The sequence below is a fragment of the Microbacterium alkaliflavum genome, from assembly GCF_044325405.1.
GTDB lineage: Bacteria > Actinomycetota > Actinomycetes > Actinomycetales > Microbacteriaceae > Microbacterium > Microbacterium alkaliflavum.
The window spans coordinates 1,010,119-1,035,170 of record NZ_JBIQWL010000001.1; the positions used below are offsets into that span (position 1 = coordinate 1,010,119).

21 protein-coding genes are annotated in these 25,052 nt (G+C 70.5%); 14 read left to right on the forward strand and 7 right to left on the reverse strand.

The window, feature by feature from the left end:
* Nucleotides 1-37: 37 nt before the first annotated feature.
* The 4 genes from ACH3VR_RS04345 to ACH3VR_RS04360 all read left to right on the forward strand — a co-directional run bounded on the left by ACH3VR_RS04345 (nucleotide 38) and on the right by ACH3VR_RS04360 (nucleotide 1,978).
* A complete protein-coding gene (locus tag ACH3VR_RS04345; RefSeq protein WP_396639515.1) occupies nucleotides 38-316 on the forward strand; it encodes a GlsB/YeaQ/YmgE family stress response membrane protein in 279 nt (92 codons plus the stop codon).
* A 33-nt stretch (nucleotides 317-349) separates the two neighbouring features.
* Nucleotides 350-664, forward strand: coding sequence for a DUF7882 family protein (locus ACH3VR_RS04350; RefSeq protein WP_396639516.1), 315 nt, complete (start codon nucleotides 350-352; stop codon nucleotides 662-664).
* 60 nt (nucleotides 665-724) lie between these two features.
* Complete coding sequence (locus tag ACH3VR_RS04355) at nucleotides 725-1,513, forward strand: hypothetical protein (RefSeq protein ID WP_396639517.1); 789 nt, start codon at nucleotides 725-727, stop codon at nucleotides 1,511-1,513.
* Nucleotides 1,514-1,726: 213 nt separating this feature from the next.
* Nucleotides 1,727-1,978, forward strand: a complete 252-nt coding sequence (locus ACH3VR_RS04360) for a hypothetical protein (protein ID WP_396639518.1) — start codon at nucleotides 1,727-1,729, stop codon at nucleotides 1,976-1,978.
* A 246-nt stretch (nucleotides 1,979-2,224) separates the two neighbouring features.
* On the opposite strand, the gene ACH3VR_RS04365 is transcribed toward ACH3VR_RS04360, so the two are convergent.
* Nucleotides 2,225-3,061, reverse strand: coding sequence for a hypothetical protein (locus ACH3VR_RS04365; RefSeq protein ID WP_396639519.1), 837 nt, complete (start codon nucleotides 3,059-3,061; stop codon nucleotides 2,225-2,227).
* A gap of 372 nt (nucleotides 3,062-3,433) precedes the next feature.
* Nucleotides 3,434-4,174: an EI24 domain-containing protein gene (locus ACH3VR_RS04370; protein ID WP_396639520.1), complete on the reverse strand. Its 741-nt coding sequence runs from the start codon at nucleotides 4,172-4,174 to the stop codon at nucleotides 3,434-3,436.
* 128 nt (nucleotides 4,175-4,302) lie between these two features.
* On the opposite strand from ACH3VR_RS04370, the gene ACH3VR_RS04375 reads away from it, so the two are divergent.
* The 5 genes from ACH3VR_RS04375 to ACH3VR_RS04395 all read left to right on the forward strand — a co-directional run bounded on the left by ACH3VR_RS04375 (nucleotide 4,303) and on the right by ACH3VR_RS04395 (nucleotide 12,234).
* On the forward strand, nucleotides 4,303-4,992 hold the full coding sequence (locus ACH3VR_RS04375) for a collagen-like triple helix repeat-containing protein (protein WP_396639521.1): 690 nt from the start codon (nucleotides 4,303-4,305) through the stop codon (nucleotides 4,990-4,992).
* Nucleotides 4,993-5,102: 110 nt separating this feature from the next.
* Nucleotides 5,103-7,169 carry an elongation factor G gene (locus tag ACH3VR_RS04380; RefSeq protein WP_396639522.1) on the forward strand — a complete coding sequence of 689 codons (2,067 nt, stop codon included), beginning with the start codon at nucleotides 5,103-5,105 and terminating at the stop codon, nucleotides 7,167-7,169.
* Between the two features lie 24 nt (nucleotides 7,170-7,193).
* Nucleotides 7,194-7,607, forward strand: coding sequence for a MarR family winged helix-turn-helix transcriptional regulator (locus ACH3VR_RS04385; RefSeq protein WP_396639523.1), 414 nt, complete (start codon nucleotides 7,194-7,196; stop codon nucleotides 7,605-7,607).
* Nucleotides 7,604-9,439 (forward strand): Na+/H+ antiporter NhaA, encoded by a 1,836-nt coding sequence (gene nhaA, locus ACH3VR_RS04390; RefSeq protein WP_396639524.1) that lies wholly within the window; start codon nucleotides 7,604-7,606, stop codon nucleotides 9,437-9,439. Before ACH3VR_RS04385 ends, nhaA begins: the two co-directional genes overlap by 4 nt.
* A 239-nt stretch (nucleotides 9,440-9,678) precedes the next feature.
* Complete coding sequence (locus ACH3VR_RS04395) at nucleotides 9,679-12,234, forward strand: ATP-dependent Clp protease ATP-binding subunit (RefSeq protein WP_396639525.1); 2,556 nt, start codon at nucleotides 9,679-9,681, stop codon at nucleotides 12,232-12,234.
* 198 nt (nucleotides 12,235-12,432) lie between these two features.
* Here the strand turns inward: ACH3VR_RS04395 and ACH3VR_RS04400 are convergent, their stop codons facing one another.
* Nucleotides 12,433-13,155, reverse strand: a complete 723-nt coding sequence (locus ACH3VR_RS04400; protein ID WP_396639526.1) for a DUF72 domain-containing protein — start codon at nucleotides 13,153-13,155, stop codon at nucleotides 12,433-12,435.
* Nucleotides 13,156-13,404: 249 nt separating this feature from the next.
* On the opposite strand from ACH3VR_RS04400, the gene ACH3VR_RS04405 reads away from it, so the two are divergent.
* A complete protein-coding gene (locus ACH3VR_RS04405; RefSeq protein ID WP_396639527.1) occupies nucleotides 13,405-14,943 on the forward strand; it encodes an ATP-dependent DNA ligase in 1,539 nt (512 codons plus the stop codon).
* 146 nt (nucleotides 14,944-15,089) lie between these two features.
* On the opposite strand, the gene ACH3VR_RS04410 is transcribed toward ACH3VR_RS04405, so the two are convergent.
* Both ACH3VR_RS04410 and ACH3VR_RS04415 read right to left on the reverse strand, forming a co-directional pair.
* On the reverse strand, nucleotides 15,090-16,535 hold the full coding sequence (locus tag ACH3VR_RS04410; protein WP_396639528.1) for an MDR family MFS transporter: 1,446 nt from the start codon (nucleotides 16,533-16,535) through the stop codon (nucleotides 15,090-15,092).
* A gap of 143 nt (nucleotides 16,536-16,678) precedes the next feature.
* On the reverse strand, nucleotides 16,679-19,576 hold the full coding sequence (locus ACH3VR_RS04415) for an aminotransferase (RefSeq protein WP_396639529.1): 2,898 nt from the start codon (nucleotides 19,574-19,576) through the stop codon (nucleotides 16,679-16,681).
* Nucleotides 19,577-19,798: 222 nt separating this feature from the next.
* Between ACH3VR_RS04415 and ACH3VR_RS04420 the strand changes: the two genes are divergently transcribed.
* From ACH3VR_RS04420 to ACH3VR_RS04430, 3 genes are all read left to right on the forward strand, one after another.
* On the forward strand, nucleotides 19,799-20,473 hold the full coding sequence (locus ACH3VR_RS04420; RefSeq protein ID WP_396639530.1) for a GntR family transcriptional regulator: 675 nt from the start codon (nucleotides 19,799-19,801) through the stop codon (nucleotides 20,471-20,473).
* Nucleotides 20,470-21,492, forward strand: coding sequence for a 1-aminocyclopropane-1-carboxylate deaminase (locus ACH3VR_RS04425; protein WP_396639531.1), 1,023 nt, complete (start codon nucleotides 20,470-20,472; stop codon nucleotides 21,490-21,492). Before ACH3VR_RS04420 ends, ACH3VR_RS04425 begins: the two co-directional genes overlap by 4 nt.
* 133 nt (nucleotides 21,493-21,625) lie before the next feature.
* Nucleotides 21,626-22,006 carry a DoxX family protein gene (locus ACH3VR_RS04430; RefSeq protein ID WP_396639532.1) on the forward strand — a complete coding sequence of 127 codons (381 nt, stop codon included), beginning with the start codon at nucleotides 21,626-21,628 and terminating at the stop codon, nucleotides 22,004-22,006.
* Nucleotides 22,007-22,027: 21 nt separating this feature from the next.
* Here ACH3VR_RS04430 and ACH3VR_RS04435 read toward each other — a convergent pair whose 3' ends face one another.
* Nucleotides 22,028-22,801 carry a hypothetical protein gene (locus ACH3VR_RS04435; protein WP_396639533.1) on the reverse strand — a complete coding sequence of 258 codons (774 nt, stop codon included), beginning with the start codon at nucleotides 22,799-22,801 and terminating at the stop codon, nucleotides 22,028-22,030.
* Between the two features lie 198 nt (nucleotides 22,802-22,999).
* On the reverse strand, nucleotides 23,000-24,292 hold the full coding sequence (locus ACH3VR_RS04440; protein WP_396639534.1) for a DUF4921 family protein: 1,293 nt from the start codon (nucleotides 24,290-24,292) through the stop codon (nucleotides 23,000-23,002).
* Between the two features lie 14 nt (nucleotides 24,293-24,306).
* Between ACH3VR_RS04440 and ACH3VR_RS04445 the strand changes: the two genes are divergently transcribed.
* Entirely contained in the window at nucleotides 24,307-24,999 is a 693-nt protein-coding gene (locus ACH3VR_RS04445) for an NAD-dependent deacylase (protein WP_396639535.1), read from the forward strand.
* Nucleotides 25,000-25,052 lie beyond the last annotated feature (53 nt).

Below are 25,052 nucleotides of genomic sequence, written 5' to 3' on the forward strand. Positions count from 1 at the left end.
CGTTCGGGGTTCACCACTCGATCAGGAGGAGAAGATCATGCTCTGGACCATCCTGGGCCTCATCATCATTGGACTCATCGCCGGCTTCATCGCACGCGCCGTCATCCCCGGCAAGCAGAGCATGGGGATCCTCCTGACCATCGTCCTCGGAATCGTCGGGTCATTCGTCGGCGGGTTCCTCGGGTTCCTCATCTTCGGGGCCGACCCGAACGGCGGATTCCTGCAGCCCTCCGGCATCATCGGATCGATCCTCGGCGCGATCATCGTGCTGGGCATCTACGTCCTCGTCACGCGGCGGCGCAGTGTTACCCGCTGACTCTGAGCCGCCGCTCGACAGAAGCGCACGATCATGGGGACTCTCTATTACGGATCGAATCCCGCACCGATTCAGATGTGCGACCGCCTTCTGGCGCACCTGAAGGTCGTCGTCTCGACGAAGCTGCGGCGAGGCGAGGCGTTCACGGTCACCTGGGTGCACTCGGATCTGCAACCGTCGGGCCGCACGACGATTTGGGTACAGTCCGCTATACCCCTGCGATTCGTGTTCGATTCGGACGAGCCGGCACAGATCGACGTTCGCACGCTGGAAACGCTCGTGGATGCCGCAAACCAGGGCAACATCAGCCTCAGTTCGGACGATCTGACGGCGCTCGAGCGCCCCTGACGGCGCGGACCGACTGGCCCAGCGGTCTCGGCGGACGAGAACTGCGCGAACGCGAAGACCATGCATGCCGCGACGGTGATGAGCGCAAGCGCGAAGGCGACCCAGCGGCGAACGACGACGGCCGTGATCGCGATCATCGTGAGGCCGAGCGCAATGGCGACGAAAGTCCAGAACGCTGTCGCTCGGTCGCTCGCATTGAAGAGCGAGGCGCTTCCGAAAACGCCGACCGCCCCTGATCAGACCGTCCGAGGAGCCGGTCCCGACGCGCGCGAGACCGCGTCAGCCGCCCGACGTTGTTCCGATACGATCCTCCGCATGGCCCGCGTGGTGTGGGTGGCAACGGGAATGGCGTGGGCGTTTCGCTCTCTGCTCGATCTGCTCTCCCCGCGCTACTTCCATCCCGTGAGTCCGCTGGACTATCTGGCAGTTTGGAGTTTTACCGCGGCGCTCCTCCTTACCGGTCCCGCTGTCGTCTGTCTGTCCCGGTTGTCCTGGTCGCGTAGCGTCCGCGTGATCGCGATCGCTACGGGAGCAGGGGCGGTGCTCGCGGGGCTGGCCAACGCCGCTGAGGACGCGCTGCGCGTTCGGGGAATAGGAGACATCTTCGTCGCAGGAATGCTCGTGCTGGTCGCCGGACTGCTGGCGTGCACCGCGATTCTCGCGATCTTCCGGAACTGGCGCCTTGCAGCCGCGTTCGCACTTCTATCCGCCGGAGTGCTCGTCTCGTTCGCTCTGCCCGGCGGCGGCTTGCTGGTTCTCCTTGCTCTGCTCGCCGTCGCCGCACGGCCGGCGTGGTTCACAGTAACCCCCGGCGACCCGCCAGATAGCCGCCGCGCTGCCCGCCGATGACCTGTGTCAGCTCCATATCGATTCGTCACGTGACCGCACGCCGGTCGCTCTACGAGCGTGTTTGCGCCGTGCCTGCCAAGCTGAGCGCCCATCGGGCTTGCCGTGGTCGGGATCGTTCGTCGAAGAGTTGCTCGGGCCAGACACGCCACGTCAGTGCCCTTGAGCGATGCCGTATCGATTCCTAGAATTCCGGAGCGAAAGGAGCGATCCGACATGGATGGACCAGATCTTCTCGCGACCCGGCTGCTCCGCGCGATGGTCGCCGACGACGTCGACACCGTTAGTCAGATCGTCGTAGAAATCGAAGACAGCGGCTACGCCGGCCTCGTCGCTACGGGACTCGCACAGTCCTACATCACCGAAGTGCTCAAGACGGCCAGACGCGAACCACTCCTGCGCGCACTCGAAGCGCGCATCCTCGAGTTGACTGCTGTCGCCGATGGAACGAACGAGAACTCGACCTGACCAATTCACCCTGACGATGGCAGGTGGCTCCGAACGGTCGCTCACCGTGCGCTTGCCGCGAGTCATCGCGTAGTCGGCCATGTGTGTGTCAAGACGATCAAGTCGAGTTGCACGGAACGAGGCTACCCATTCGCGGGAACGAAGCGCCTGTAGGTGGGTCGCTGGGCGCGCGCTTCGACGTACCAGGCGGACCGATCGCTGGCTGGCAGGCAGAGATTCTTTCTCGTAGCGGTTCGAACGATTGGGTCACGGCCTGCTGCCGTCGGTGATCTTGATCGATATGTACGCTCCGTCGCCCCAGGTGAAGGTCACCCGCTGATCGGGTGTCATGCCCTGGGGCCTCTGATGGTCGGCGAGGTTGCCGTAGCCCAGCGACATTCTGAGCGCTCCGTTCGCAGTGTCAGCGCGGGGACTGCAGTTCGCTTCGATCGTGGAGCCGTTGGTCAGCAGCAGGCAGTTCTCCCGTTCTTGCCCGCGTGATATCCCCGCGGCCGAGAGCGTCCATCCGTAGTGGACGCCGAGGGGCTGAACCCAGGTCGGCCGGCCGTTGGCGAGGAACACGGGCATATCGGGCCGCGGCGAGACGTCGATGAACTCACCGCTCCGTCTATCGACAACGAGGGGGATGATCACGTGTTCGGTCCCCGTGAGATCGGCCGTCGCGGGCCTGGCGGTCGGGGACGCGGTCGCTGCGTCCGCGAGGGTCGGGTTCGGCGCCGTCTGCAGGTCACTGAGCGGGCCGAAGGCGACCGCCGGCAGCGCGACCGAGGCGACGAGGCCGACGATCAGTCGACGGCGGGGCAAGGGTCGGCCGGGTGCACGCCCGACAATCCTCGGGCCCGCATGTGTGGCGGGATCCGGTGCGGGCCGTCCACGCGTCACGGAACCGGATGTCGGAATCGCGGCCCGCGGGAGGCCCGCCGTCCCAGCAGGCACCGGTGCTGCCTCCCCCCGGGCCGCGATAGCGAGCTGTTCGAGCTCGGCGAGACGTTCCAGCCCGACCGAGTCGCCGGCAATGTCCGCGTCCCGGGCGTACGCCCGGCGACGTAAGGCCGCCAGTTCGGCCCGGGTGGCGGCGTCCATCAGCCGATCCCTGCGCAATGTTCGCCCTGGGAACTTGGCACACACTCACGTTACGCCGGAATCACCGACGATCATCCGGCTCGGCCGGCGGTTGCTCGGCGCTACGCAGCCACCCGCGAGAATCTCGCCAGCCGATTCAGCAGCGATCTCGGGGTGAGTGCGGAACGGGCGAGAATCCTGGCCGCAATGTTCATGGCGATCAGCGACGGCCTTCAGATCCAGGAGCTGCTGGACGAGGACTTCGACATGCTCGCCGTGTACGACGCCTTCGTGGCGGGGCTTGTGCCGGACTGATTCGAAGCGCTCCACAGGCGGGCGACACGCCGGCTCGGTGACGGGATGCCGCGTGGTGCGCCACCTGAGCGGAAACGGTCAGGGCGAAGCATCCACCTCCGCCAGAAGCGACCGGGCGAGCTCGGTCGATCCGGCGACCGCGGCGGGCATGACGACGATCGCGCCGAGCGGGATGAGGAAGAAGAGCTGTGTCGCGACGCCGAAGCCGAGTGCGCGAGTTCGACGCCCGCGCACCAGCGCGCGCCGCTGAGCGCGGGTGAGGCCACGCGCCGTGAGCGCGCGTGAAGTCAGTTCGTCGGCGAGGAGCCATCCGGTCAGCACGACACCGGTCGCGGCGCCCACGAAGCCGCCGACGACGGGGATGAATCCCAGCAGTGCGGCCAAGAGTGCGACGAGGATGCCACGACCGATGAGCGAGAGTCCGTCGACGACCGATCGCCAGAACGGGTAGTCGACGTCGGGCACGGGGCCGCCGAGGTCGCGTTCGACGGTGCGGGAGATGCGCTCGTAGAAGGGGTCGCCGACGACGAGCGTGAGCGCCGTGAACGACACGATCGCGACGAAGAGCGCGCCGCCGAAGAGCGCCGCCCCGACGCCGAACCGCAGGAAGTCGCGCCAGAACGGCACCCAGCCGTCGGCGAAGGGCGTCGCCCCCGACGTCAGGCCGGGAAGCGCGAAGCCGAGTGCCGTGAGTGCGGCGACGAAGAACAGCCCGACGATCGCGGCGGGCACGAGGCCGAGCAACATCGCACCCGGGCGGCGCCGCCACCAGGTGAAGCCGCGCAGCAGGAAGCCCACTCCGCGCAGGAACTGTCGCATCGCTTCGACATTACGGTGCCATACCTGCCGGGTGATCCTCCTTCCCGCAGCCACGACGCGTCCCTACACTGAGCGTCGAATCTCCGGTGCCGTGCACGCGGGCACCCCTCGCCGATCTGGAGCCTCGCATGACCGAATCGACTCAGACCACTCCCAGTGCGACCCCGCCCGCGCCCGAGAAGAAGGGTGTCGGCCTCGGCGCGCTGATCGGCGTCGGCATCGGCGTCGTGCTGCTCTCGTTCGTCGCGGCATTCCTCGGCTCGTCGCTTGCCAGGTCGACGGATGCCGCGGCCGAGCCCACGCCGACGGTCGTCGAGACGCCCGTTCCGACGCCTGTCTCGACGGAAGAGGTCGAGGACGTCATCAAGGAGATCCTCCCGGCAGGATCGGCGGTGCGTGCCGGCAAGGGAACGCCCGCCGCGGGCAAGGGCTATGAGGGAGACGTCTACATCGACGTGTCGAACGCCAACGTCTACGTCTTCCGCGACGGGCAGTGGGTGCTCGCGGGCAACATCAAGCAGTCGGCGGCCGAGAACCTCACCGGCGCGACCGGCGAGACCGGCGCGACCGGCGAGACCGGCGCGACGGGCGAGACCGGCGCGACCGGCGAGCAGGGCCCTCAGGGCGAGACCGGCGCCAGCGGCGCCCCGGGAACGCCGGGCACGCAGGTTCTCCTGGGCACGGGGACGCCCGACAACGAGACATGCCAGACCAACGGCGACGTCTACATCGACACCGACACGACCACGTTCTACGAGTGCACCGACAGCACCTGGGTGCAGTCCGGCGCGTCCACGAGCCAGCTTCCCGCACAGTAGGCAGCGCGCAGCCGCGGCATCCGCTCGACGTAACGGCCTGTCCCTCTGGCGCCGCGCCGCGCCGCGGGGGACGATGGTCGCTACTGGTCCGCGAGGATGCGGGAGGATCCGTGGCCGAGACATCTACAGACCCGGCGCATCGCACCGTCGTGCTGCTCGGGGCGATGGGCAGCGGCAAGACGACGCTCGCCGAGGCGATGCTGCACCGCGCGGGCGCGATCCCGCGCATGGGCAGCGTCGAGCAGGGCACGACAGTGTGCGACCACGACCCCGAGGAGATCGCGCGCGGCACGTCGCTCGGTCTCGCGCTCGCGTGGCTCACGTGGACGGTCGGGGGCGCCCTGCAGGGCGTCACGATCGTCGACACCCCGGGGCATCCCGATTTCGTGGGAGCGGTGGATGCCGCGCTCTCGATCGCCGATGTCGCCGTCGTCGTCGTGAGCGCCGTCGACGGCGTGACGGGAGCCACTCGCACCGCGTGGGCGAACGCCGGCGCCGCGGGGGTGCCCCGCGTCGTCGTCGTGACACAGGAGGATCGCGCGCGCGCGGACTTCCGGCGCACGGTCGAGCAGCTTCGGGATGCCTTCGGCCCGGGACTGTGGCCGCTCGAGCTGCCGCTCGGTGAGGAGCACGCGTTCCACGGAGTCGCCGACATCCTCAGTGAGCGCGCGCTCGTCTACGACGAGAGCGGGCGGCACCACGACGAGCCCGTGCCCGACGAGTTGGCCGACGAGGAGCATCGGCTGCATCAAGAGGTCACCGAGGAGATCGTCGCGCGCGACGACGCGCAGCTCGAGGCCTACTTGGAGGGCGATGAGCCCGCGCCGCGCGAGCTGGAGTCGACGTTCGCGGGGGCGATGGCGGCGGGGGATGCCGTGCCCATCGTCGTGTGCTCGGGGCTCACGGCGACCGGCGTCGACCATGTGCTCGACCTCCTGTGCGATCTGGCTCCCACGGGGGAGACGCACGACGGGCGGATCCTCCTCGGCGTCGACGACGAGGGACACGGCGGCACGGAGCACAGCGTCGCGCCGCAGGCCAACGGCGACACCCTGGTGCACGTCTTCCGAACGGTCGCCGACCCGTTCGTCGGGCAGGTCGCGATGTTCAAGGTCCTCTCGGGGGTGCTCCGCCCGGGCGACCGGCTGCGCAACGCGACGACGGGCGGCGAGGAACGCATCCCGGCGCTGTTCCGGCTGCGCGGCGCCGAGCACGTGCCGGCCGATTCGATCCGCACGGGCGAGATCGGCGCGGTCGCGAAGCTCACCTCGACTCCCGCCGGCTCGCTCCTGTGGACGCGCTCGCAGAGCGGCGCGCGGCCCATTCCGCTGCCCTCTCGCGCGCCCGTCTACGCCATGACGCTCGAGCCCGTGTCGCAGTCCGATGACGCCAAGCTCACGACGGCGCTCGGCCGCCTGACGGCCGAGGATCCGACGCTCGTCGTCGACCGCGCGGGCAGCCTCACGATCCTCCGTGGCCTGGGCGACACCCACGTCGCGGTCGCCGTCGAACGGCTCGCGCGCGTGCTCGGCGTGCACGTCACGACCGGCACTGCTCCCGTCGCGTACCGCGAGACGATCGCCCGATCGGCGCACGCCGAGGGCAAGCTCAAGAAGCAGTCGGGCGGGCATGGCCAGTTCGCCGTCGTGCAGCTCAAGCTCTCGCCCCTGCCTCCCGGCGGCGGCTTCGCGTTCGTCGACTCCGTCGTGGGCGGGGCCGTGCCGCGCACGTACATCCCCGCCGTCGAGCGCGGGGCGCGCGACGCGCTCGCCGCGGGGGGACCGCTCGGCCACCCCGTCGTCGACGTGCAGGTGGAGCTGCTCGACGGCAAGGCGCACTCGGTCGACTCGTCCGAGATGGCGTTCCGCACGGCGGCGGCGCTGGGTGTCAAGGCCGCGCTCGCCGAGGCGCAGACGGTGCTGCTCGAGCCCGTGTCGAACGTGACGGTCACGGTGCCGACCGACCTGCAGGGGCCGGTGCTCACCGACCTGTCCGGTCGCCGCGGGCGCGTGCACGCGAGCGAGACGGCCGACGACGGGCGCGCGCGGGTCGTCGCCAGCGTCCCCGACGCCGAGCTCGAGCGCTACGTGCTCGATCTGCGCGCTCTGACGGGCGGGCAGGCCGAGCTCACGATCGCCACCGATCATTACGAGCCCGCACCCGGCCCGCACACCTGAGCGCGCTCGCTACGATGAGACGTCATGCCTGAGCGCCCGCCTTTCAGCCCGGTCATCGCCCTGCTCACCGTTTCGAGCGTGTGGGATGCGCGCCTCAACGCATCCCTCAAGGACCTCGGCCTCACGACCCGCAAGTACGGTCTGCTCGCGCACATCCATGCGACGCCGGGCATCTCGTTCTCAGAGCTCGCGCGGCGCTCGCAGATCACGGTGCAGACGGCGCACACGGCGGTGCGGACGCTCCAGGACGAAGGACTGGTTCAGGATGCCACTGCCCAGGCGGGGGCGGCATCCGATCTGCGTGCGACCGACAAGGGCGAGGCTGCGCTCGCCGAGGCCGATGCGCGCCTCGCGAGCCTCGACGGCGCCTTCGGGGAGGGCGCGCCGCGACTGACCGAGGCTCTTCAAGGACTCCACGAGGAGCCGTTCGGCGCGTGAGCGAGCTGCGGATCATCAGCACAGGCGACGCCGCCCGCCCCGTTCCGAAGAAGCACAGCCGCGACCCCGACCGCCTCGCCGCTGCGCTCATGCTCGTCGGCGTCGCGATCGCGATGGTATGGGCGAACTCGCCGTGGGCGGCGACCTACGAGGAGTTCTGGGCGCTGCCGATCGGCATGTCGGTCGGCGGGTTCGACGTGTCGTTCACGATGCACGCGGTCGTGAACGAGGGCCTCATGACCCTCTTCTTCTTCCTCGTCGGCCTCGAGGTCAAGCGCGAGCTGACGATCGGCGAGCTCACCGACCGGTCGCGCGCGCTCCTTCCCATCGGGGCAGCCGTCGCAGGCCTCATCGTGCCGGCGCTCGTGTTCGTGCTGTTCAACCTCGGAGGCGCAGAGGCCGACGCGTGGGGCGTCGTCATCTCGACCGACACGGCGTTCCTCCTCGGCGCGCTCGCGATCATCGCGCCGAAGTATCCGTCGCGCCTGCGGATCTTCCTCCTCACCCTCGCCGTCGTCGACGACATCGGGGCGCTCCTGGTGATCGGCCTGTTCTACAACAACGGTCTCGCGGCGGTGCCCCTGCTCGTCGCGATCGTGCTGATGGGGCTCCTCGCCCTCGTGCGGTTCCTTCCCGCGGGCCGCGGCCTGTCGTACACGCTGCTGGGGGCCGGCCTGTGGATCGCCGTGCTGCTGGCAGGCATCCATCCCACGCTCGCCGGCGTCGCCGTCGCCCTCCTCATCCCGGTCTTCCCGCCTCGTCGCACCGACGTCGAGCGTGCGGCGGAGCTGACCCGGGCATTCCGCGAGTCGCCGAATCCGGCGTACGCGGCCGCGGTCACGAGAAGCCTGCGCGACTCGCTCTCGATCAATGAGCGCGTCGACGCCGCCTGGCGCCCCTACATCTCGTTCGGCGTCCTGCCGATCTTCGCCCTCGCGAACGCGGGTGTGCACCTCGACCCCGAGACGATCCGGGATGCCGTGACCTCGCCCGTCGCGTGGGGCATCGTCGTGGGACTCGTCGTCGGCAAGTTCGTCGGCATCACGGGCGCGACGGCGCTCCTGCGCGCGCTGGGTCGCGGGCAGCTCGCGCCTGGGCTCGGACTCAATCGCGTCGCCGGGGGAGCGGCACTGTCGGGCATCGGCTTCACGATCTCGCTCTTCCTCGTGCCGATCGCGATCGACGACCCGCACACGCAGAACATCGCGCGGGTCGCCGTGCTGACGGCATCCGTTCTGGCGTTCCTCATCGGCTGGGCGGTGCTCGTCGTCGGCGACCGGATCCGGCCGCCGCGCCCCGTGGGTGCGAAGCTGATGCGGCCGTTCGACCCGGAGCGCGACCACTTCCGCGGCGACATCGCCGCACGGTTCGAGATCGTCGAGTACGGCGACTTCGAGTGCCCGTTCTGCAGCCGTGCCACGGGCTCCGTCGACACCGTGCTGGAGTACTTCGGCGACGAGGTGCGCTGGGTGTGGCGGCATTTCCCGCTCGACGTGCCGCACCCGCATGCGCAGGAGGCGGCGCAGGCCGCCGAAGCCGCCGGGCTTCAGGGTCGCTTCTTCGAGATGGCCGTCACGCTCTTCGCGAATCAGGACCGGCTCGAGGCATCCGATCTGTGCATGTACGCGGCCCGGCTGGGCCTGGACCCCGAGCGCTTCATGGAGGACTTCCAGTCGCCGCGGGTCATCCGCCGCATCACCGACGACCGCCTCGATGCGGAGCTGATGGACCTGAGCGGCACTCCGACGTTCTTCGTCAACGGCAAGCGCCACATCGGGCCGTACGACTCGGCGAGCCTCATCCGCGCCCTCGAGGCGTCGCGCGCGCACTGATCTCGCGGCCGCGGCGCTGATTCTCCCTCTGTCCATAGCCCGTGCTCTCGCCGAAAGCCCCCGATCCGCACCGGGTGAAACACGGGCTCTCGGTCACAGCACGGGCTCTGGGCGATTCTGCAGCCGTGCGCTGATTTGCGGCATCCGGGAATATCCCTTCAATCGGTCCGTTGAAGTTGATACGGATCGACTCAACCTTGGGTCGATCGTCCCATCGACTTCAGACGGAGACACGGGAGATGCCCGAAGACTTCACCCCCTACACCGACGGCGACGCCGACGGCGCGGGCTCGTTCGACGAGTTCCTCGCCCGCTACCTGGCGGGCGAGCGTGCACGCGCCGAGCGGTCGATCGACCTCACGCGGTTCCTGAGCGCGCGTACGCAGGACGTGCTCCAGCGCGCCGGCCGCTTCGCGCTCGAGCGCGGTCAGAGCGAGCTCGACGCGCTGCACGTGCTGCGCGTGCTCGCGAACGAGGACCCGGCCAAGGATGCCGTCGAGCGCATCGGCGCCGACCCGCGCGCGATCGCAAAGGCCGCCGAGGAGCGCCTGCCCGCGGCATCCACTCCCCAGAACGCCGACGGCGCGGTCGTGACGCCTTCCGTCACCCGCGCCCTCTTCCACGCGTTCCAGGTGGCCCGCTCGTCGGGTTCGACCTACATCGACCCCGAGCACCTCTTCTTCGCGCTCGTGCTCGCGCAGGACACCCCGGCCGGCCGCGTGCTCGCCGAGGCGGGCGTGACGCCCGAGGCGCTGACGCAGGGCGTGCGCGAGACGGTGCGTCCGGCTGCCGCGCCGACGACCGACGGCGAGGCCGCTGCCGAGACGCCGATGCTCGACAAGTTCGGCACCGATCTGACGGCGCTCGCCGCGGAGGGTCGGCTCGACCCCGTCATCGGCCGCGCCGACGAGATCGAGCAGACGATCGAGATCCTCAGCCGTCGCACGAAGAACAACCCCGTCCTCGTGGGCGAGGCGGGCGTCGGCAAGACCGCGATCGTCGAGGGCCTCGCGCAGGCGATCGTCGACGGCGGCGTGCCCGAGCAGCTCATCGGCAAGCGCGTCATCTCGCTCGACCTCGCCGGCATGCTCGCCGGCACGCGGTACCGCGGCGACTTCGAGGAGCGCCTCACCAAGACGATGGACGAGGTCGCGTCGCTCGAGGGCACCGTCATCCTCTTCGTCGACGAGATCCACACCGTCGTCGGCGCAGGCGGCGGGGGCGAGGGCGCGATGGATGCCGGAAACATCCTCAAGCCGCGTCTCGCGCGCGGCGAGCTGCACCTCGTGGGTGCGACGACGCTCAAGGAGTACCGCACGATCGAGAAGGACCCGGCGCTCGAGCGCCGCTTCCAGCCCGTGCGCGTCGGCGAGCCCTCCATCGAGGACGCCGTGCTGATCCTGCAGGGCCTCAAGCCCGCGTACGAGGAGCACCACGGCGTGCGGTTCACGGATGCCGCGCTCCGCGCCGCCGTCGAGCTCTCAGACCGCTACCTCACCGAGCGCGTGCTGCCCGACAAGGCGATCGACCTCATCGACCAGGCCGGAGCCCGGCTGCGGCTCAAGCTCGGCGCGCTGGTCGACGTGAAGGCGCTCATCGAGCGGCTCGCGACTCTGGAGGCCGACAAGAACGCCGCCGTCTCGGCCGAGCACTACGAGGAGGCCTCGCGCATCCGGGACCAGATCGCGGAGGTGCAGGGACGGCTGGCCGATGCGACGTCGCGCGGTCCGGTCGCCCAGGGTGATGCGGTCGTGGACGAGCCGGAGATCGCGGCCGTCATCAGTCGCGCCACCGGCATCCCGGTGAACCGCCTGACCGAGACCGAGCGCGAGCGCCTCGCCTCCCTCGAGCACGAGCTGCACGCCCGCGTCATCGGGCAGGACGATGCCGTCGCGGCCGTCGCCAAGGCCGTGCGCCGCAACCGCACGGGCATGGGCGACAGCCGTCGCCCCGTCGGCTCGTTCCTCTTCCTCGGTCCGACCGGCGTCGGCAAGACGGAGCTCGCCAAATCGCTCGCGCAGTCGCTGTTCGACGATTCCTCGGCCGTGATCAGGTTCGACATGAGCGAGTTCGGCGAGCGGCACACCGTGTCGCGCCTCGTCGGCGCCCCTCCCGGATACGTCGGATACGACGAGGCCGGTCAGCTCACCGAGCGCGTCCGTCGCAATCCGTACGCCGTCGTGCTCTTCGACGAGATCGAGAAGGCCCACCCCGACGTCTTCAACCTGCTGCTGCAGGTGCTCGACGACGGACGCCTCACCGACGGTCAGGGGCGCACGGTCGACTTCCGCAACACCGTCGTCATCATGACGTCGAACCTCGGCTCGGAGTTCCTGGCGTCGCGCGCCGGGGCGATCGGCTTCATCGCCGACGGCGGCGGGGCGACCGGCTTCGGCAGCGAGAAGGATCTGCGCGATCGCGTCTTCGGCAAGCTTCGCGAGGCGATGCGTCCCGAGTTCCTCAACCGCATCGACGAGATCGTGCTCTTCCGCAAGCTCGAGAAGGCGCAGCTGCGCGACATCGTGCGGCTCGTGCTCGACCAGACGTCGGCGCGGCTGGCGCACCGCGAGGTGGCCCTGTCGGTCACCGATGCCGCGGTCGACTGGCTCGCCGAGCACGGGTACGAGCCCGAGTACGGTGCCCGCCCGCTCCGTCGCCTCGTGCAGCGCGAGGTCGACGACCGGATCGCCGAGCTGTTCGTCTCCGGTGAGCTCGTGGACGGGGGAGCGGTGACGGTGGATGCCCCGGGCCCCGAGCTCCTCGTCCGGTCGGAGGCGTTCGCGGCCGCCGCCTGACGTGCGCATCGAGGGGCGCCGTGCCATCGGGTACGGCGCCCTTCTGCGTGCCCGCGGCATTGTGCGGGTGTTGGCCGTGCGGACTCGCACATTGCCGCGGGTGAGCGGAGGCTGCTGGGACTCACCCGCGGCATCGTGCGGGTGTTCAGGCTGACAACTCGCCGGATGCCGCGGGGGAGCGCCTCGCCCGCGGAAACGTCAGGTGTGCAGCATCCGCTTCAGCGTGCGGGCGTTGCGGACGGCATTGCCGCCGCCGTCGTTGTTGAAGTAGCCGTAGACGTCGTGGCCGGCACGCTCCCACTCGCGGATGCGCTCGGTCCACCACGCCAGGTCGTCGTCGGAGTAGGAGCCGCCGTAGAGGTGCTCCGAGTCGGGTCCATGCCAGCGCACGTAGACCAGCCTCGCCGTCGCACGCAGGATGCACGGCAGCTTCGCCCCGCTCATGACGCAGTAGGCGGCGCCGTGGCGTTCGAGGAGCGCGAAGACGGCGTCGTCGGTCCAGGAGTCGTGCCGGAACTCGATGACGGGACGGGTCCAGTCGGGCAGGGCGCCGAGGAAATGGTCGGGCCGGGCGTCGTCGCGCTCCATCGTCGGCGGGAGCTGGACGATGAGCGGTCCGCGCCTGCCGCGCAGTTCATGGAGGCCCGCCACCACGCGCTCGATCCACTGCTCGGGCTCTCGCAGCCTGCGCGCGTGGGTCAGGCCGCGCGGCGCCTTGACCGTCATCTCGAAGCCCTCGGGAAGCTTTTCGCGCCACGCGGCGAAGCGTGCCGGTGGCGGCCACCGGTAGAAGCTCGCGTTGAGCTCGACGGTGTCGAACTCGCGCTGGTAGATCTCGAGCCACCGCGCCTGCGGCGCGCTCGCGTACAGGGTGCTCCGCCAGTGCGGATAGCTCCATCCCGACGTGCCGATGCGGGCCATGCGACCAGCGTGGCGGCGCGACGTGCTGTCGGGGACGGGGTTGCCCGAGCGATGACGACGGGGTATTCGTCGTGTCGACTGCGCGGGCTTCCTCCCTTCCTCGCGACGACCGGAGGGAAGCCAGGGAGCGGAGGGCGGATGTCGGCATCCCGTCCTCCCTTCGTGGGTTCTCCTCCGCTCAGCTGGGCGAGCGGAGGAAGATCCCGACGAGCCCGGGCGGGTGTCGGAGGCCGGTGCGAGAATTCAGGGATGCTGCTCGCCGACCTGGTCGAGACCGCCGATGCCGTCGGGGCGACCCGATCGCGCCTCGCCAAAGTCGACGCCCTCGCATCGGCGCTCGAGCGCCTCGAACCCGAGGAGATCCGGCCCGCGGTCGGATTCCTCACGGCGAGCCCGAGGCAGGGGAGGATCGGCGTCGGCTGGCGAACCCTTGCATCGCTCGACGCGGAGCACGCGACGACCCCGACTCTGACCATCGGCGACGTCGACGTCGCGCTCGGCGAGCTCGCCGAGGCATCCGGTGCCGGCTCGGTCGCCGCGCGGAGCGGGGCACTGAGCGGGCTCGCGCAGCGCGCGACGGCCGACGAGTGGGGCTTCATCGCGCGCGTCATGCTCGGCGAACTCCGCACGGGCGCCCTCGAGGGCGTGCTGCTCGACGCCATCGCGCGCGCATCGGATCGTCCGGGCGATGTGGTCCGCCGCGCCGCGATGCTGTCCGGCGACCTCGGCGAGACGGCGGTGATCGCTCTCACGCAGGCGCCCGACGACCTCGAGGCGATCGGGCTCGTCGTCGGACGCGCCGTGCTTCCCATGCTCGCGTCGACGGCGGCGACGGTGACCGAGGCGGTCGAGTCCGCGGGCGAGGCCTCGGTCGAGTACAAGCTCGACGGCGCGCGCATCCAGGTGCATCGTCGCGGCGACGACGTGCGCGTCTTCACCCGCAACCTCGCCGACATCACCCACCGGCTTCCCGAGGTCGTCGAGGTCGTGAAGGGGATGCCGGTGACCGACGTCATCCTCGACGGCGAGACGCTCGCGCTCGACGAGAATGACGCCCCGCGTCCCTTCCAGGACACGATGTCGCGGTTCGGGGCTGGAGCCCTTCGACAAGCTCAGGAGCACGCGATCCAGACGATCCTGCATCCGTGGTTCTTCGACGTGCTGCACGTCGACGGACGCGACCTCATCGACGAGCCGCTGCGCGTGCGCCGCGACGAGCTCGGGCGCATCGCGCCGGCGCACCGCATCCCCGGCGAGGTCACGAGCGACCCCGACGTCGCCGAGCGTGTCGGCGCCGATGCGCTCGCGGCGGGGCACGAGGGCGTCGTCGTCAAGGCGATCGACTCCGTCTACGGGGCCGGGCGGCGCGGTGCGAGCTGGATCAAGGTCAAGCCCGTCCACACCTTCGACCTCGTCGTGCTCGCCGCCGAGTGGGGCTACGGCCGCCGCACGGGATGGCTTTCCAACCTGCATCTGAGCGCCCGCGACGAGACGGGAGAGTTCGGCGGCGGATTCGTCATGGTGGGCAAGACCTTCAAGGGCCTCACCGACGCGCTGCTCAAGTGGCAGACCGAGCGCTTCCCTGAGATCGCTGTCGATGAGACGCCGGGCACCGTGTGGCTCGCACCCGAGATCGTCGTCGAGATCGCGATCGACGGCGTGCAGCGGTCGACGCGGTATCCCGGCGGGCTGGCCCTGCGCTTCGCGCGGGTCAAGCGCTATCGCGACGACAAGCGTCCCGCCGAGGCCGACACGATCCAGACGCTCCGGGGGATGCTGCGGGGGTGAGATCGGGGCGGGCACACCCCGGCCGCGTGAGTCGCGTCCGGAGCGCGTCGGCGAGTGCCCCAAACCCCACGCGAGACGTCACGAATGTACGGCTCGTCGCCGGGCAGCGTGACATACGTGAAGTCTCGCGGCGCGCGGGCCAGGGCTCAGACGTCGGGAGGGACCGTCTCGCGGTCGGCCTGAGGCTCCGGCTCGGGCTCATCGATGTGCACGGGCGGGATGAAGGCGCACGCCACCAGCATCACGAGCGCCGTCCCCGCGACGCCGACGAACACCGCGATCGAGCCCGCCTGGATCGCGGAGGGCACGTCCGCGCCGCCGCCCCGCGTGATGAGGGCGTTCGCGATCGCGCCGAACACCGCGACGCCGACAGCGCTGCCGATCGAGCGGGCGAGCATGTTCGTGCCGGAGACGACTCCCCGTCGGCGCATGCCGACGGAGGCCTGCGCCGCGATGAGGCTCGGCGCGGCGACCAGGCCCAGACCGAGACCGACGACGAAGCATCCCACCGCCGTCAGCGGGATGGAGGGAGACAGGGCGAAGACGACCAGGAGGGCGGCTCCGAGGATGACGAGCACGCTGCCGACGAGGGTCGTCGCGCGGAAGCCGATGCGCAGGTAGAAGCGGCCCGCGAGGGACGCCGAGATCGGCCAGCCGAGGGTCAGCGCGGCGACGGCGAGTCCGGCGACGAGGGGTGCGGCATCCGTCGTGGACTGCAAGAAGGTAGGGACGAACGACACGAGCCCGATGAGGACGACGCCGACCAGGAGAGCGGCGAGCGAGGTCGTCACGACGATGCGGCTCGAGAACACCCAGGGCGCGAGGATCGGGTCTTCCGCGCGGCGCTCGACGAGGGCGAACGCGACGAGGAGCAGCGCCCCGACACCGAAGGCTGTGAGGCTCTGCCACGACAGCCACTCCCACGCGTGACCGCCCTCGAGGAGCGCGAGCACGATGAGCACGAGCGCCGCCGTGAGCAGCGCGGCACCCGCATAATCGATCCGGCCGCGGTGGCGCTCGAACGGCTGCCGGTAGTTGCGCCACAACATCCACAGTGCGAGCAGGCACAGCGGCACGTTGATCCAGAAGATCCAGCGCCACGACGCGAACTGCGAGAACAGGCCGCCGATCGTGGGGCCGGCGACGGAGGAGAACGCCCACACGCTCGCGAGGTAGCCTTGCGCCTTCGCGCGCTCACGCACCGTGTAGATGTCGCCGGCGACCGTCATCGTCGCGGGCATGATGGCCCCCGCGCCGAGTCCCTGCACAGCGCGGAACGCGATGAGCGCGCCCATGCTCCACGAAGTCGCGCACAGCACCGAGCCGATGAGGAAGAGCAAGATGCCCGCGTACATGACCGGGCGGCGGCCGATGATGTCGCTGAGCTTCGCGAACACCGGCACCGAAGCCGCCTGCGCGAGCGTGTAGATCGAGAACAGCCACGGGAACTGCTCGAACCCGCCGAACTCGCCGACGATGGTCGGCACGGCCGTCGACAGCACCGTCGCGTCGATCGCGATGAGGAACGTCGACAGCATGAGGGCGAGGAGGATCGGCCCGCGTTCGGAGCGCAGACCCACGCCATCGGTCATCCGTCCAGCCAACCACAGCCGCGAGGGGGTGAGGGCCGGTCCTGGCGTGCGCGAACCCACATCCCGCGCCCGAACCCACACCGGGCGCACGGACGCTGGGGGTGGGCTCGGGCAGGAGGTGTGGGTTCGCGCAGGGTGGCGGGTTACCAGCCGGTCGTGAGAACGCGGTCGAGGGCCGCGACGAGCGCGTCGGCGCTGTCGCGGCTGAAGCACATCGGCGGCTTGATCTTCAGGATGTTCTGGTGGTCGCCCGTCGGCTGGGCGACGACGCCGAGATCGCGCAGGCGGTCGCAGATCGCCGCCGTCTCTGCGGTCGCCGGTTCCCACGTCTCGCGGTCGCGGACGAACTCGGGCCCGAGGTACAGACCGAAGCCGTGGACGGCGCCGATGAGCGGATGCCGCTCCGCGAGCTCCTGCAGCCGCATCTTGAGGTACGCCCCGGTGTCGCGCGCGTTGCCCTGCAGGTCCTCGTCGCGCAGGATGTCGAGCACTGTCGTCCCGACGACGCTCGAGACGGGGCTGCCGCCCGCCGACGAGAAGAAGTAGCCGCCCGTGCGGTAGCGCTCGGCGACGGCACGGGTCGTGACGACGGCGCCGAGGGGATGCCCCGACCCCATCGACTTCGCGACGGTCACGACGTCGGGCACGACGCCCTGCTGCTCGAACCCCCAGAACCACTCGCCGAGCCGGCCGTAGCCGACCTGCACCTCGTCGGCGATCGCGAGCCCGCCGTACGCGCGCACGGCGTCGTACACCGCCGCGAGGTAGCCGTCGGGCAGTGCGATGCCGCCGCCGTTGCCGAACAGGGCCTCGGCGATGAATCCCGCGACGGGTGTGCCCTCTTCGGCCAGGCGATGCACCTCGGCGACAGCCTCGTCGGCGTAGCGGCGTGCCTTGTTCCCGCGGTGCGCGCCGCGGAACGGATTGGGCGCGGGGACGGTGTGGATGAACGGCGGACGCGTCTCGAGCGCCGCCGGATTGTCGGCGACGGAGGTCGAGACGGCATCGGACAGGTACGTCCAGCCGTGGTACGCCTCCTGCACCGCGAGCAGGTCGGGCCGCCCCGTCCAAGCCTGGGCGAGCCGCAGCGCGAGATCGACCGCCTCCGATCCGCTGTTGACGAGGAACACGGTGTCGAGCGACTCCGGGAGGAGCGCCGCGAGCCGCTCCGAGAACTCGACGACGGCGGGGTAGTGGAACCGCGAGTTCGTGTTGAGCAGGCTCCACTGTCTCGCGACGGCGGCGACGAGCCGCGGATGCGCATGGCCGACCGAGGTCACGTTGTTGAGGGTGTCGAGATAGACCCGCCCGTCGGCGTCGACGAGGTGCTCGCGCCATCCGCGCACGAAGACCGGCGGATCGGCGAAGTAGTGCTCCTGCACGTCGGCGAACACGGCATCGCGACGGGAGAGGAGGGATGCCGCATCCGCCGACTTCTCGGCAGGCTCGGCGATGCCGGTCACGAACGGGGTCGGGTCGGCGACGACGGCGCGCCAGGCCGCGGCGAGCGACCGGGGCGCGAAGCGCGGCGCCGCGATGCCCGCGCGGGTCATGTGCACCCACGCCGTGCCGAGCACGCGCCCGATGATCCCGCCCGCCTCGATCTCGGTGCCTTCGGCGATCGCCTCGGTCACGCCCTCGACGCGGAGATCGACCTCTCCGGCGCGCAGCACGATGACGGCGCCGCCCGACTGCACGACGACGCCGGCCCACGGCGCGTGCACCGAGCGCTCCTCGCGCGTCGCGAGCTCGAGGCCGAGCGCGACGTTCTCCGGCTCATCCGGCCCTGGCCGCGAGCGCGTCAGGCGCGACTCGCCGAAGGCCGCGACGGCGAGGCCCGCGTGGGCGAGCGCCTGGGCGAACAGCACCGACTCGGCGTCGTCGTCGAGCCAGCGTCCCTCGTCGAGGCTGGGGCTCGTCGCCGAGAGGTCGAGCACCGCGATCTCGCTCGACGTCTCGACCGCCCGGGCGCCGTCGGGCGCGGCGAACTGCTCGACGGGATGACCGATCGCGGCCCGGACGAGCGCCGACGCGACGGGCAACGGGACTGACACCGCGCTCTCGAAAATCACGCGCTCGTGCACGAGGTTCTCGGCGGCGTAGACGTTGCCGGCATCCGTGGAGAGCACATGGTGCGCGCTCGCGACGAGGACGGCCCCGCGCGCGACGACGAGTGGCCAGAGCGCCTCGGCCTCTTCCGTGGTGAGCGGCCGGAGCGAGTGATAGGCGTTCACGGCGACCATCGCGGCGGCGAGGTCGACGCCGTCGTGGTGGAGGAGCGACGACAGGGTAATCGCCAGTTCGCCCGCGGTCCAGGTGCGGTTGAGGTCGCCGAGGTCGATGACGCCGTCGGGCAGGCGATCTGCGGAGTGCACGACGTTGTCGTCGGTGAGGTCGCCGTGGATGAACTGCGTCGGCAAGCGGTCGGCGAGGGGCGCGACGACGGCCCACGCATCGGCGGCCGCACCCGCGAGCCGCTCGCGGAGGTCCAGGTCGTCGACGTGGGGGAGCAGATCCTCGAGCACGGCGGGCGCATGCCGCAGGTCCCACTGGTGGTCGCGCTCGGCCCCTTCGGGGTCGAGGCCGGCGAGGGCGTTGTCGACCGTTGCCGCGAGCGCGCCCATCGCCCGGACGGCGGCGGGGGAGAGGTATCCGCTCCCCGACAGGGTCTCGCCGTCGAGGAACTCGAGGAGCCGCGCCTGCATCGCGACGCCGGCGACCTCGATCTCGCGGGTCGTCGAGCCGTCATCGAACGCGATCGCGCGCGGTGCGCGGATGGGGGTGCCGTCGCCGATCGCCCGCGCCGCGAGCGACTGGGCCTCCAGTTCGGCCGCCGAGACGCTCGGGTTCGCGATCTTGAGCAGGAGCCGCCGGTCGCCCGCGTCGATGAGGAAGTTGCGGTCCTGGTGGCTGCCGAGCGAACGCACCTCGCCCGTCACGCCCCACTCCCGCTCGGCGATGGCTCGTGCGTCGTCGTCGGAGATCTCCGGCGGTGCGGGCTGCACGAGGGACGTCTCCACGGGTTCGGCGAGGTCGGTCATAGGGGCGCTCCTGACGTATTCGTCCGACAGTATCGACCGCCGCCGCACCAGCACGAGGGGGCCGACGCGCCTCGTCGGTGCAGGCTCGACCCCTCGACAGGCTCGGGGACCTCATCCCAACCCGGTCGCTGAGCTTCTCGAAGCCTGGACCCTCGACAGGCTCGGGGACCGAATCCTGTCCCGATTTGACGCCGCGTCGCTTAGTGATGTGCAATATATTGCATGCCGCTCCCACGCGCCGAACGACCGAGCTCGCTGCGCGACTACGCGTACGCGCAGCTGCGTGACGCGATCGTCAGTGGGCAGCTCGCCCCGGGCGAGCGGCTGCGCGACACCGAGCTCGAAGCCTGGCTCGGGGTGAGCCGCACGCCGATCCGCGAGGCGATCGCACGCCTCGAGGCTGCGGGACTCGTGCACACGCGTCGCGCGAAGGAGACGATCGTCGCCCCGCTCGACGATCGCGACGCCTTCGCGGCGCAGCGCATCGCCGCGAGCCTGCACGAGCTCGCCGTGCGCGACGCGGTCCCTCTCATGACCGACGAGGACCTCGACGACATGCGTGAGGCGAACGCGCGCTTCGCGGCGGCGCTCAAGACTTCGGACGTGGATGCCGCGCTCGCCTCCGACGACGACTTCCACGCCGTCGCGGTGCGGGCCAGCGCCAACCCGCTGCTGGCAGGACTCCTCGAGCAGGTCACGCCCCTCCTCCGCCGCCTCGAGCGCGCCCGCTTCGCGACGCTCGCGGGCCGGGGGAGCGTCGGCGACCACGACCGCATCATCGCGGCGTGCGCGGCGGGCGACGCCGAGGCGGCCGCTCGGCTGACCCGCGAGAACTGGCTCACGCTCGAACGCCTGCTGACGGCATCCCGAACCATCGACACCCAGGAGAACGCATGACTCTCGCCGACTTCCCCCGCCATTCGCTCATGTTCGGGCCGAGCCCGATCCATCCGCTCGACCGCCTGACGAAGCACCTCGGCGGCGCCCGCGTCTGGGCCAAGCGCGAGGATGTGTCCAGCGGGCTCGCGTTCGGCGGAAACAAGGTGCGCAAGCTCGAGTACCTCGTGCCGGAGGCGCTCGCGCAGGGCGCCGACACGCTCGTGTCGATCGGGGGCGTGCAGTCCAACCACACGCGCCAGGTCGCCGCAGTGGCGGCGCACCTGGGCATGAAGGCCGTGCTCGTGCAGGAGCACTGGGTGAACTGGCCGGATGCCGTGAACGACCGCGTCGGCAACATCCTCCTCTCACGGGTCATGGGCGCCGACGTGCGGCTGTCGCCCGCGGGCTTCGGCATCGGGTTCAAGGACTCGTGGAAGGACGCGATCGCCGAGGTCGAGGCATCCGGCGGCAAGCCCTACGCGATCCCCGCCGGCGCGAGCGACCACCGCCTGGGCGGACTGGGCTTTGCGAACTGGGCGCACGAGGTCAAGGCGCAGGAGGAACAGCTCGGCGTGTTCTTCGACACGATCGTCGTCTGCAGCGTCACGGGCTCGACCCACGCGGGCATGATCGCGGGCTTCGCCGACCTTCTGGAGAACTTCGGCGACCGCCGCCGCCGTGTGCTCGGCATCGACGCGTCGGCGACGTTCGACGAGACCCGCGACCAGGTCGCGCGCATCGCGCGCCGCACCGCCGACCTCATCGGCGTCGGCCGCGACCTGCGCGACGACGAGATCACCGTGCTCGAGGGCTGGGCGGGCGACGAGTACGGCATCCCGGTCGAATCGACAGACGAGGCCATCTACCTGACGGGCAGGCTCGAGGGCGTCATCCTCGACCCCGTGTACGAGGGCAAGTCGATGGCGGGCCTCATCGACCTCGTGTCATCGGGGGAGATCCCGCGCGACTCGAACGTGCTCTACGCGCACCTGGGCGGCCAGCCGGCGATCAACGCCTACAGCGGCCGCTACCACTGAGCTCCTCGGGAGGAGACGACGCTTCGGGAGGTGGATGCCGCGCGCCGACTTCCTCCGATGCTGTCATCGCCTCCCGATCCGCACGAAGTGCAAGGGGGTCGCCGTGAGCTACGGTGCGGGGTTGAATCAAGCCATGCGCACGACACTGCGATGGGTCCTCGGCGCCTTCATGGTCTTCGCGGGCCTCAGCCATCTCTTCTGGGCGCGGCGCGAGTTCCAGGAGCAGGTGCCCGCGTGGGCGACCGAGATCTCGACGATCGATCCCGACGGCATCGTCGTCGCATCCGGTGCCGTCGAGATCATGCTGGGCGCAGCGCTCGTCGCGCTGCCCAAGGAGAAACGCCGGATCGGCGCGATCCTCGCGGCATTCTTCGTCGCCGTGTTCCCCGGCAACGTCGATCAGTGGATCAAGCACCGGAACGGCTTCGGCATGGACACCGACGCCAAGCGTCTCGCGCGCCTGGCCGTCCAGCCCCTGCTCGTGGCCGCCGCGATCTGGTCGACGCGACGCTGACGGGTCACGCGACGCTGAGGCCTACTCGGGGCTGCCCAGCGGGCCTGTGCCCGTGCCGTCGGGCACCGTCGTGATCGACAAGAGCTCCTCACGGCCGTTCTCGCCCGACACCGCGACGGTCAGCACCGGGCCGACGCCCTTGGCATAGAACTTGAGCTCCTCGACGTCGGGCTCGATCGGGGAGGTGTCGCGCGTGAGGAGCGCGCCCGTGTAGGCGCCGTACGGCACCTGGACGAGCTCGTCGATGCCGAGCACAGCACCCTCATCCTCGGCCTGTCCCGCGTAGTACTCCTGCCGGTACCGCATGCCGGGCTTCGGGTCGGCCGGCAGTGCGATGCCCGGCAGGGCGCCGTCGACGCCCGACTCGAAGCTGCCCTCGCGCGAGGCGATCTGCCCGTTCTCGAACTCGGCGGTGTCCTCCCCGAGGTACCAGATGGCACCGTCGCGGTCCTGCGCGTACCAGTCGAAGGTGTCCTCGACGAGCTGGTCGCCGCGCCAGACGCTGTCGCGGACGACGCGGGCCTCGATGCCGTCCGCCACCTTCTTCGTGTCGGACGTCACGGTCACCACGACCTTCAGATCGCCCTTCGGATCGGTCTCGCGGTAGGTCCACTGCGTCCCGGGCTTCATCGGCCAGTACGCATTGTCGATGTTCGTCGTGAAGTCGGACGGGTCGAGCTGGACCGGATCGCTGCCGGTCGGCAGCGGTGCGTCGTAGCGCGACGCGATGCACCCCGTAAGCGGCAACGCGACGGCGATGCCGACTACCGCGACCCATCTGCGCGCACTGTCCATGACGGATGCCTCCGTTCCAGCATGCGCTCCCCTCGCGCGCCGCGCGAGGGTGCGCGGCTCACCTGCCGCACCTCCACCACGAGCCGATACATCTCCGACGAGCCGATACGTCACAGACGGTGTGGGGCGTATCGGCTCGTCGAGGGTGTATCGGCTCGCGAAAGGGGGATGGGGCGCCAGGCAGCAAGGGGCAGCGGGTCAGTCGGCGTAGCGCAGGAGCGCGTCCTCCGGGCGGCACTCGTCGCCGATCCGGAGGCCTCCCGCGATCCCGCCCTCCAGCCGCAGACGCGTCAGCTCGGCGATGGCGCGATCGCGCAGCTGCCACGGGTCGATCGTGTTGACGTAGATCTTCGTGCCGCCCTCGAACCCCGCCGGGTTGGAGATGCGCCACTTGAGCACGATGCGCCACGGCATGGGCCACGGCGCCCCGGGCGGGCGGTAGTGCCACTCCTCGTTCGTCGGCACGTGCACGCCTGTCGCCGCGTGCAGCGCGTGCACGAGGTCGGACATGCCGCGCAGCTCGGCGGGGGAGTGCTCCTGCGGGAGGTTCGCGGTCGATCGCGAGTAGACCTCGAACGCGGGGTAGCGGTGGCCGACCCCCGCGAACGCGACGGCGTGGTCGTTCGCGGCCACGACCAGCCCCTTGTCGACCGCGAGGTCGGCGATCGCGTGCTGGTACAGCCGGTGGTCGCTCGACAGGAGCCGCAGCTCGTGGTCGACCTGGGGCCCGTGCTCGTCGATCGCGACGAGCTGCTTGTGCAGGTGCTCGAAGGAGGCGCCGGCGGGCAGAAGCCAGTTCTGGAACACGGCGACGTAGGCGGCGTGCGGCTGCGATTTCGCGATCTCGTCGAGCGCGCGCACCGTGAATGCGAAGTACTCGGCGTGCTCACGCGGTGTCAGCTTGCCCGACGACACGAGCTCCGCGGCCGTCTTCGCCCCGTCGACGACGTGGCGCCGGGCCACGACGACGTCGTGCGATCCGCCCACGAGGTCGAGCGCGGCTTCCTCGACCGACTGGGGGACACCGGATGCCGCGGCCCGCACCGCAGCGAGCCGCTCGATGTGCTCACGTCCGGCAGGATCGTCGAGGTATTCGTTCGCCCACGCGACGATCGAGGCGGGCTGACGGAAGCCGTGGTCTTCGCGCCAGTACTCGGCCGACACGATCTCGAAGAGGTTGCCGAAGCGGCGGAACTCGGCGACCGTGTCGAACAGCCGGGATGCCGGCACCCGGCGCAGCTCGGAGTAGTCGTCGCCGACGAGCCGGGCCTTCTCGGGCGTCGTGTCGAGGTAGCGGTCCTGGCAGAACGCGCAGAGCCGCGTCGCCTCGCCCTTCCCGAGGACGCGGGGGTCCTCGTGGGGCAGCTCGATGGGGCGGTTCGCCCGCCCGGGGACCGTCCAGACCCGCGTGCCCGTGAGCGGCCCGACCTGCTTGACGGTCCCGTCCGGGAGGCGGGTCAGGGGACTCTTCCCGGGTGCGGCGTCGCTCACGTCACAATGGTGCCATGCGCATCGTCGTGCTCACCGGCGCCGGCATCTCGGCCGAGAGCGGCGTCCCCACCTTCCGCGACGCGGACGGCCTCTGGGAAGGCCACCGGGTCGAAGACGTCGCGACGCCCGAAGGCTTCCACGCGAACCCCGATCTCGTGCTGCGCTTCTACGACGAACGACGGCGGGGCGTGGCATCCGTCGTCCCCAATGTCGCCCACCGGGCGCTCTCCCGCCTCGAGGGGGCGATCGGCGCCGAGCTGCTGGTCGTGACGCAGAACGTCGACGACCTCCACGAGCGCGCGGGCAGCCGCAACCTCGTGCACATGCACGGCGAGCTGCGGCGCGCGCTGTGTCTTTCGTGCGGGGCGCGTCCGGAGTGGACGCGCGACCTCATCGATCGTCCGCCCTGCCCCGAATGCGGGAAGCGGATGCTGCGCCCCGACGTCGTCTGGTTCGGCGAGCTGCCGTACGAGCTCGACCGGATCGAGCAGGCCGTCGTCGCCTGCGACGTGTTCGTCTCGGTCGGCACGTCGGGCGCGGTGTATCCCGCGGCCGGCTACGCCGCGCTGGCCGCCGCGTTCGGCGCGCGCACGGTCGAGCTCAACCTCGTCCCGAGCGGCGCCGCGGTGCCCTTCGACGAGGTGCGCGCGGGCCGCGCGACCGAGGTCGTTCCCGCATGGGTCGACGAGGTCATCGCGGCGCGGTAGGCGGCATCCGTCGTCTTCCGGTTGCGGCGATCGGCCGCCCGCATCGTCAATCG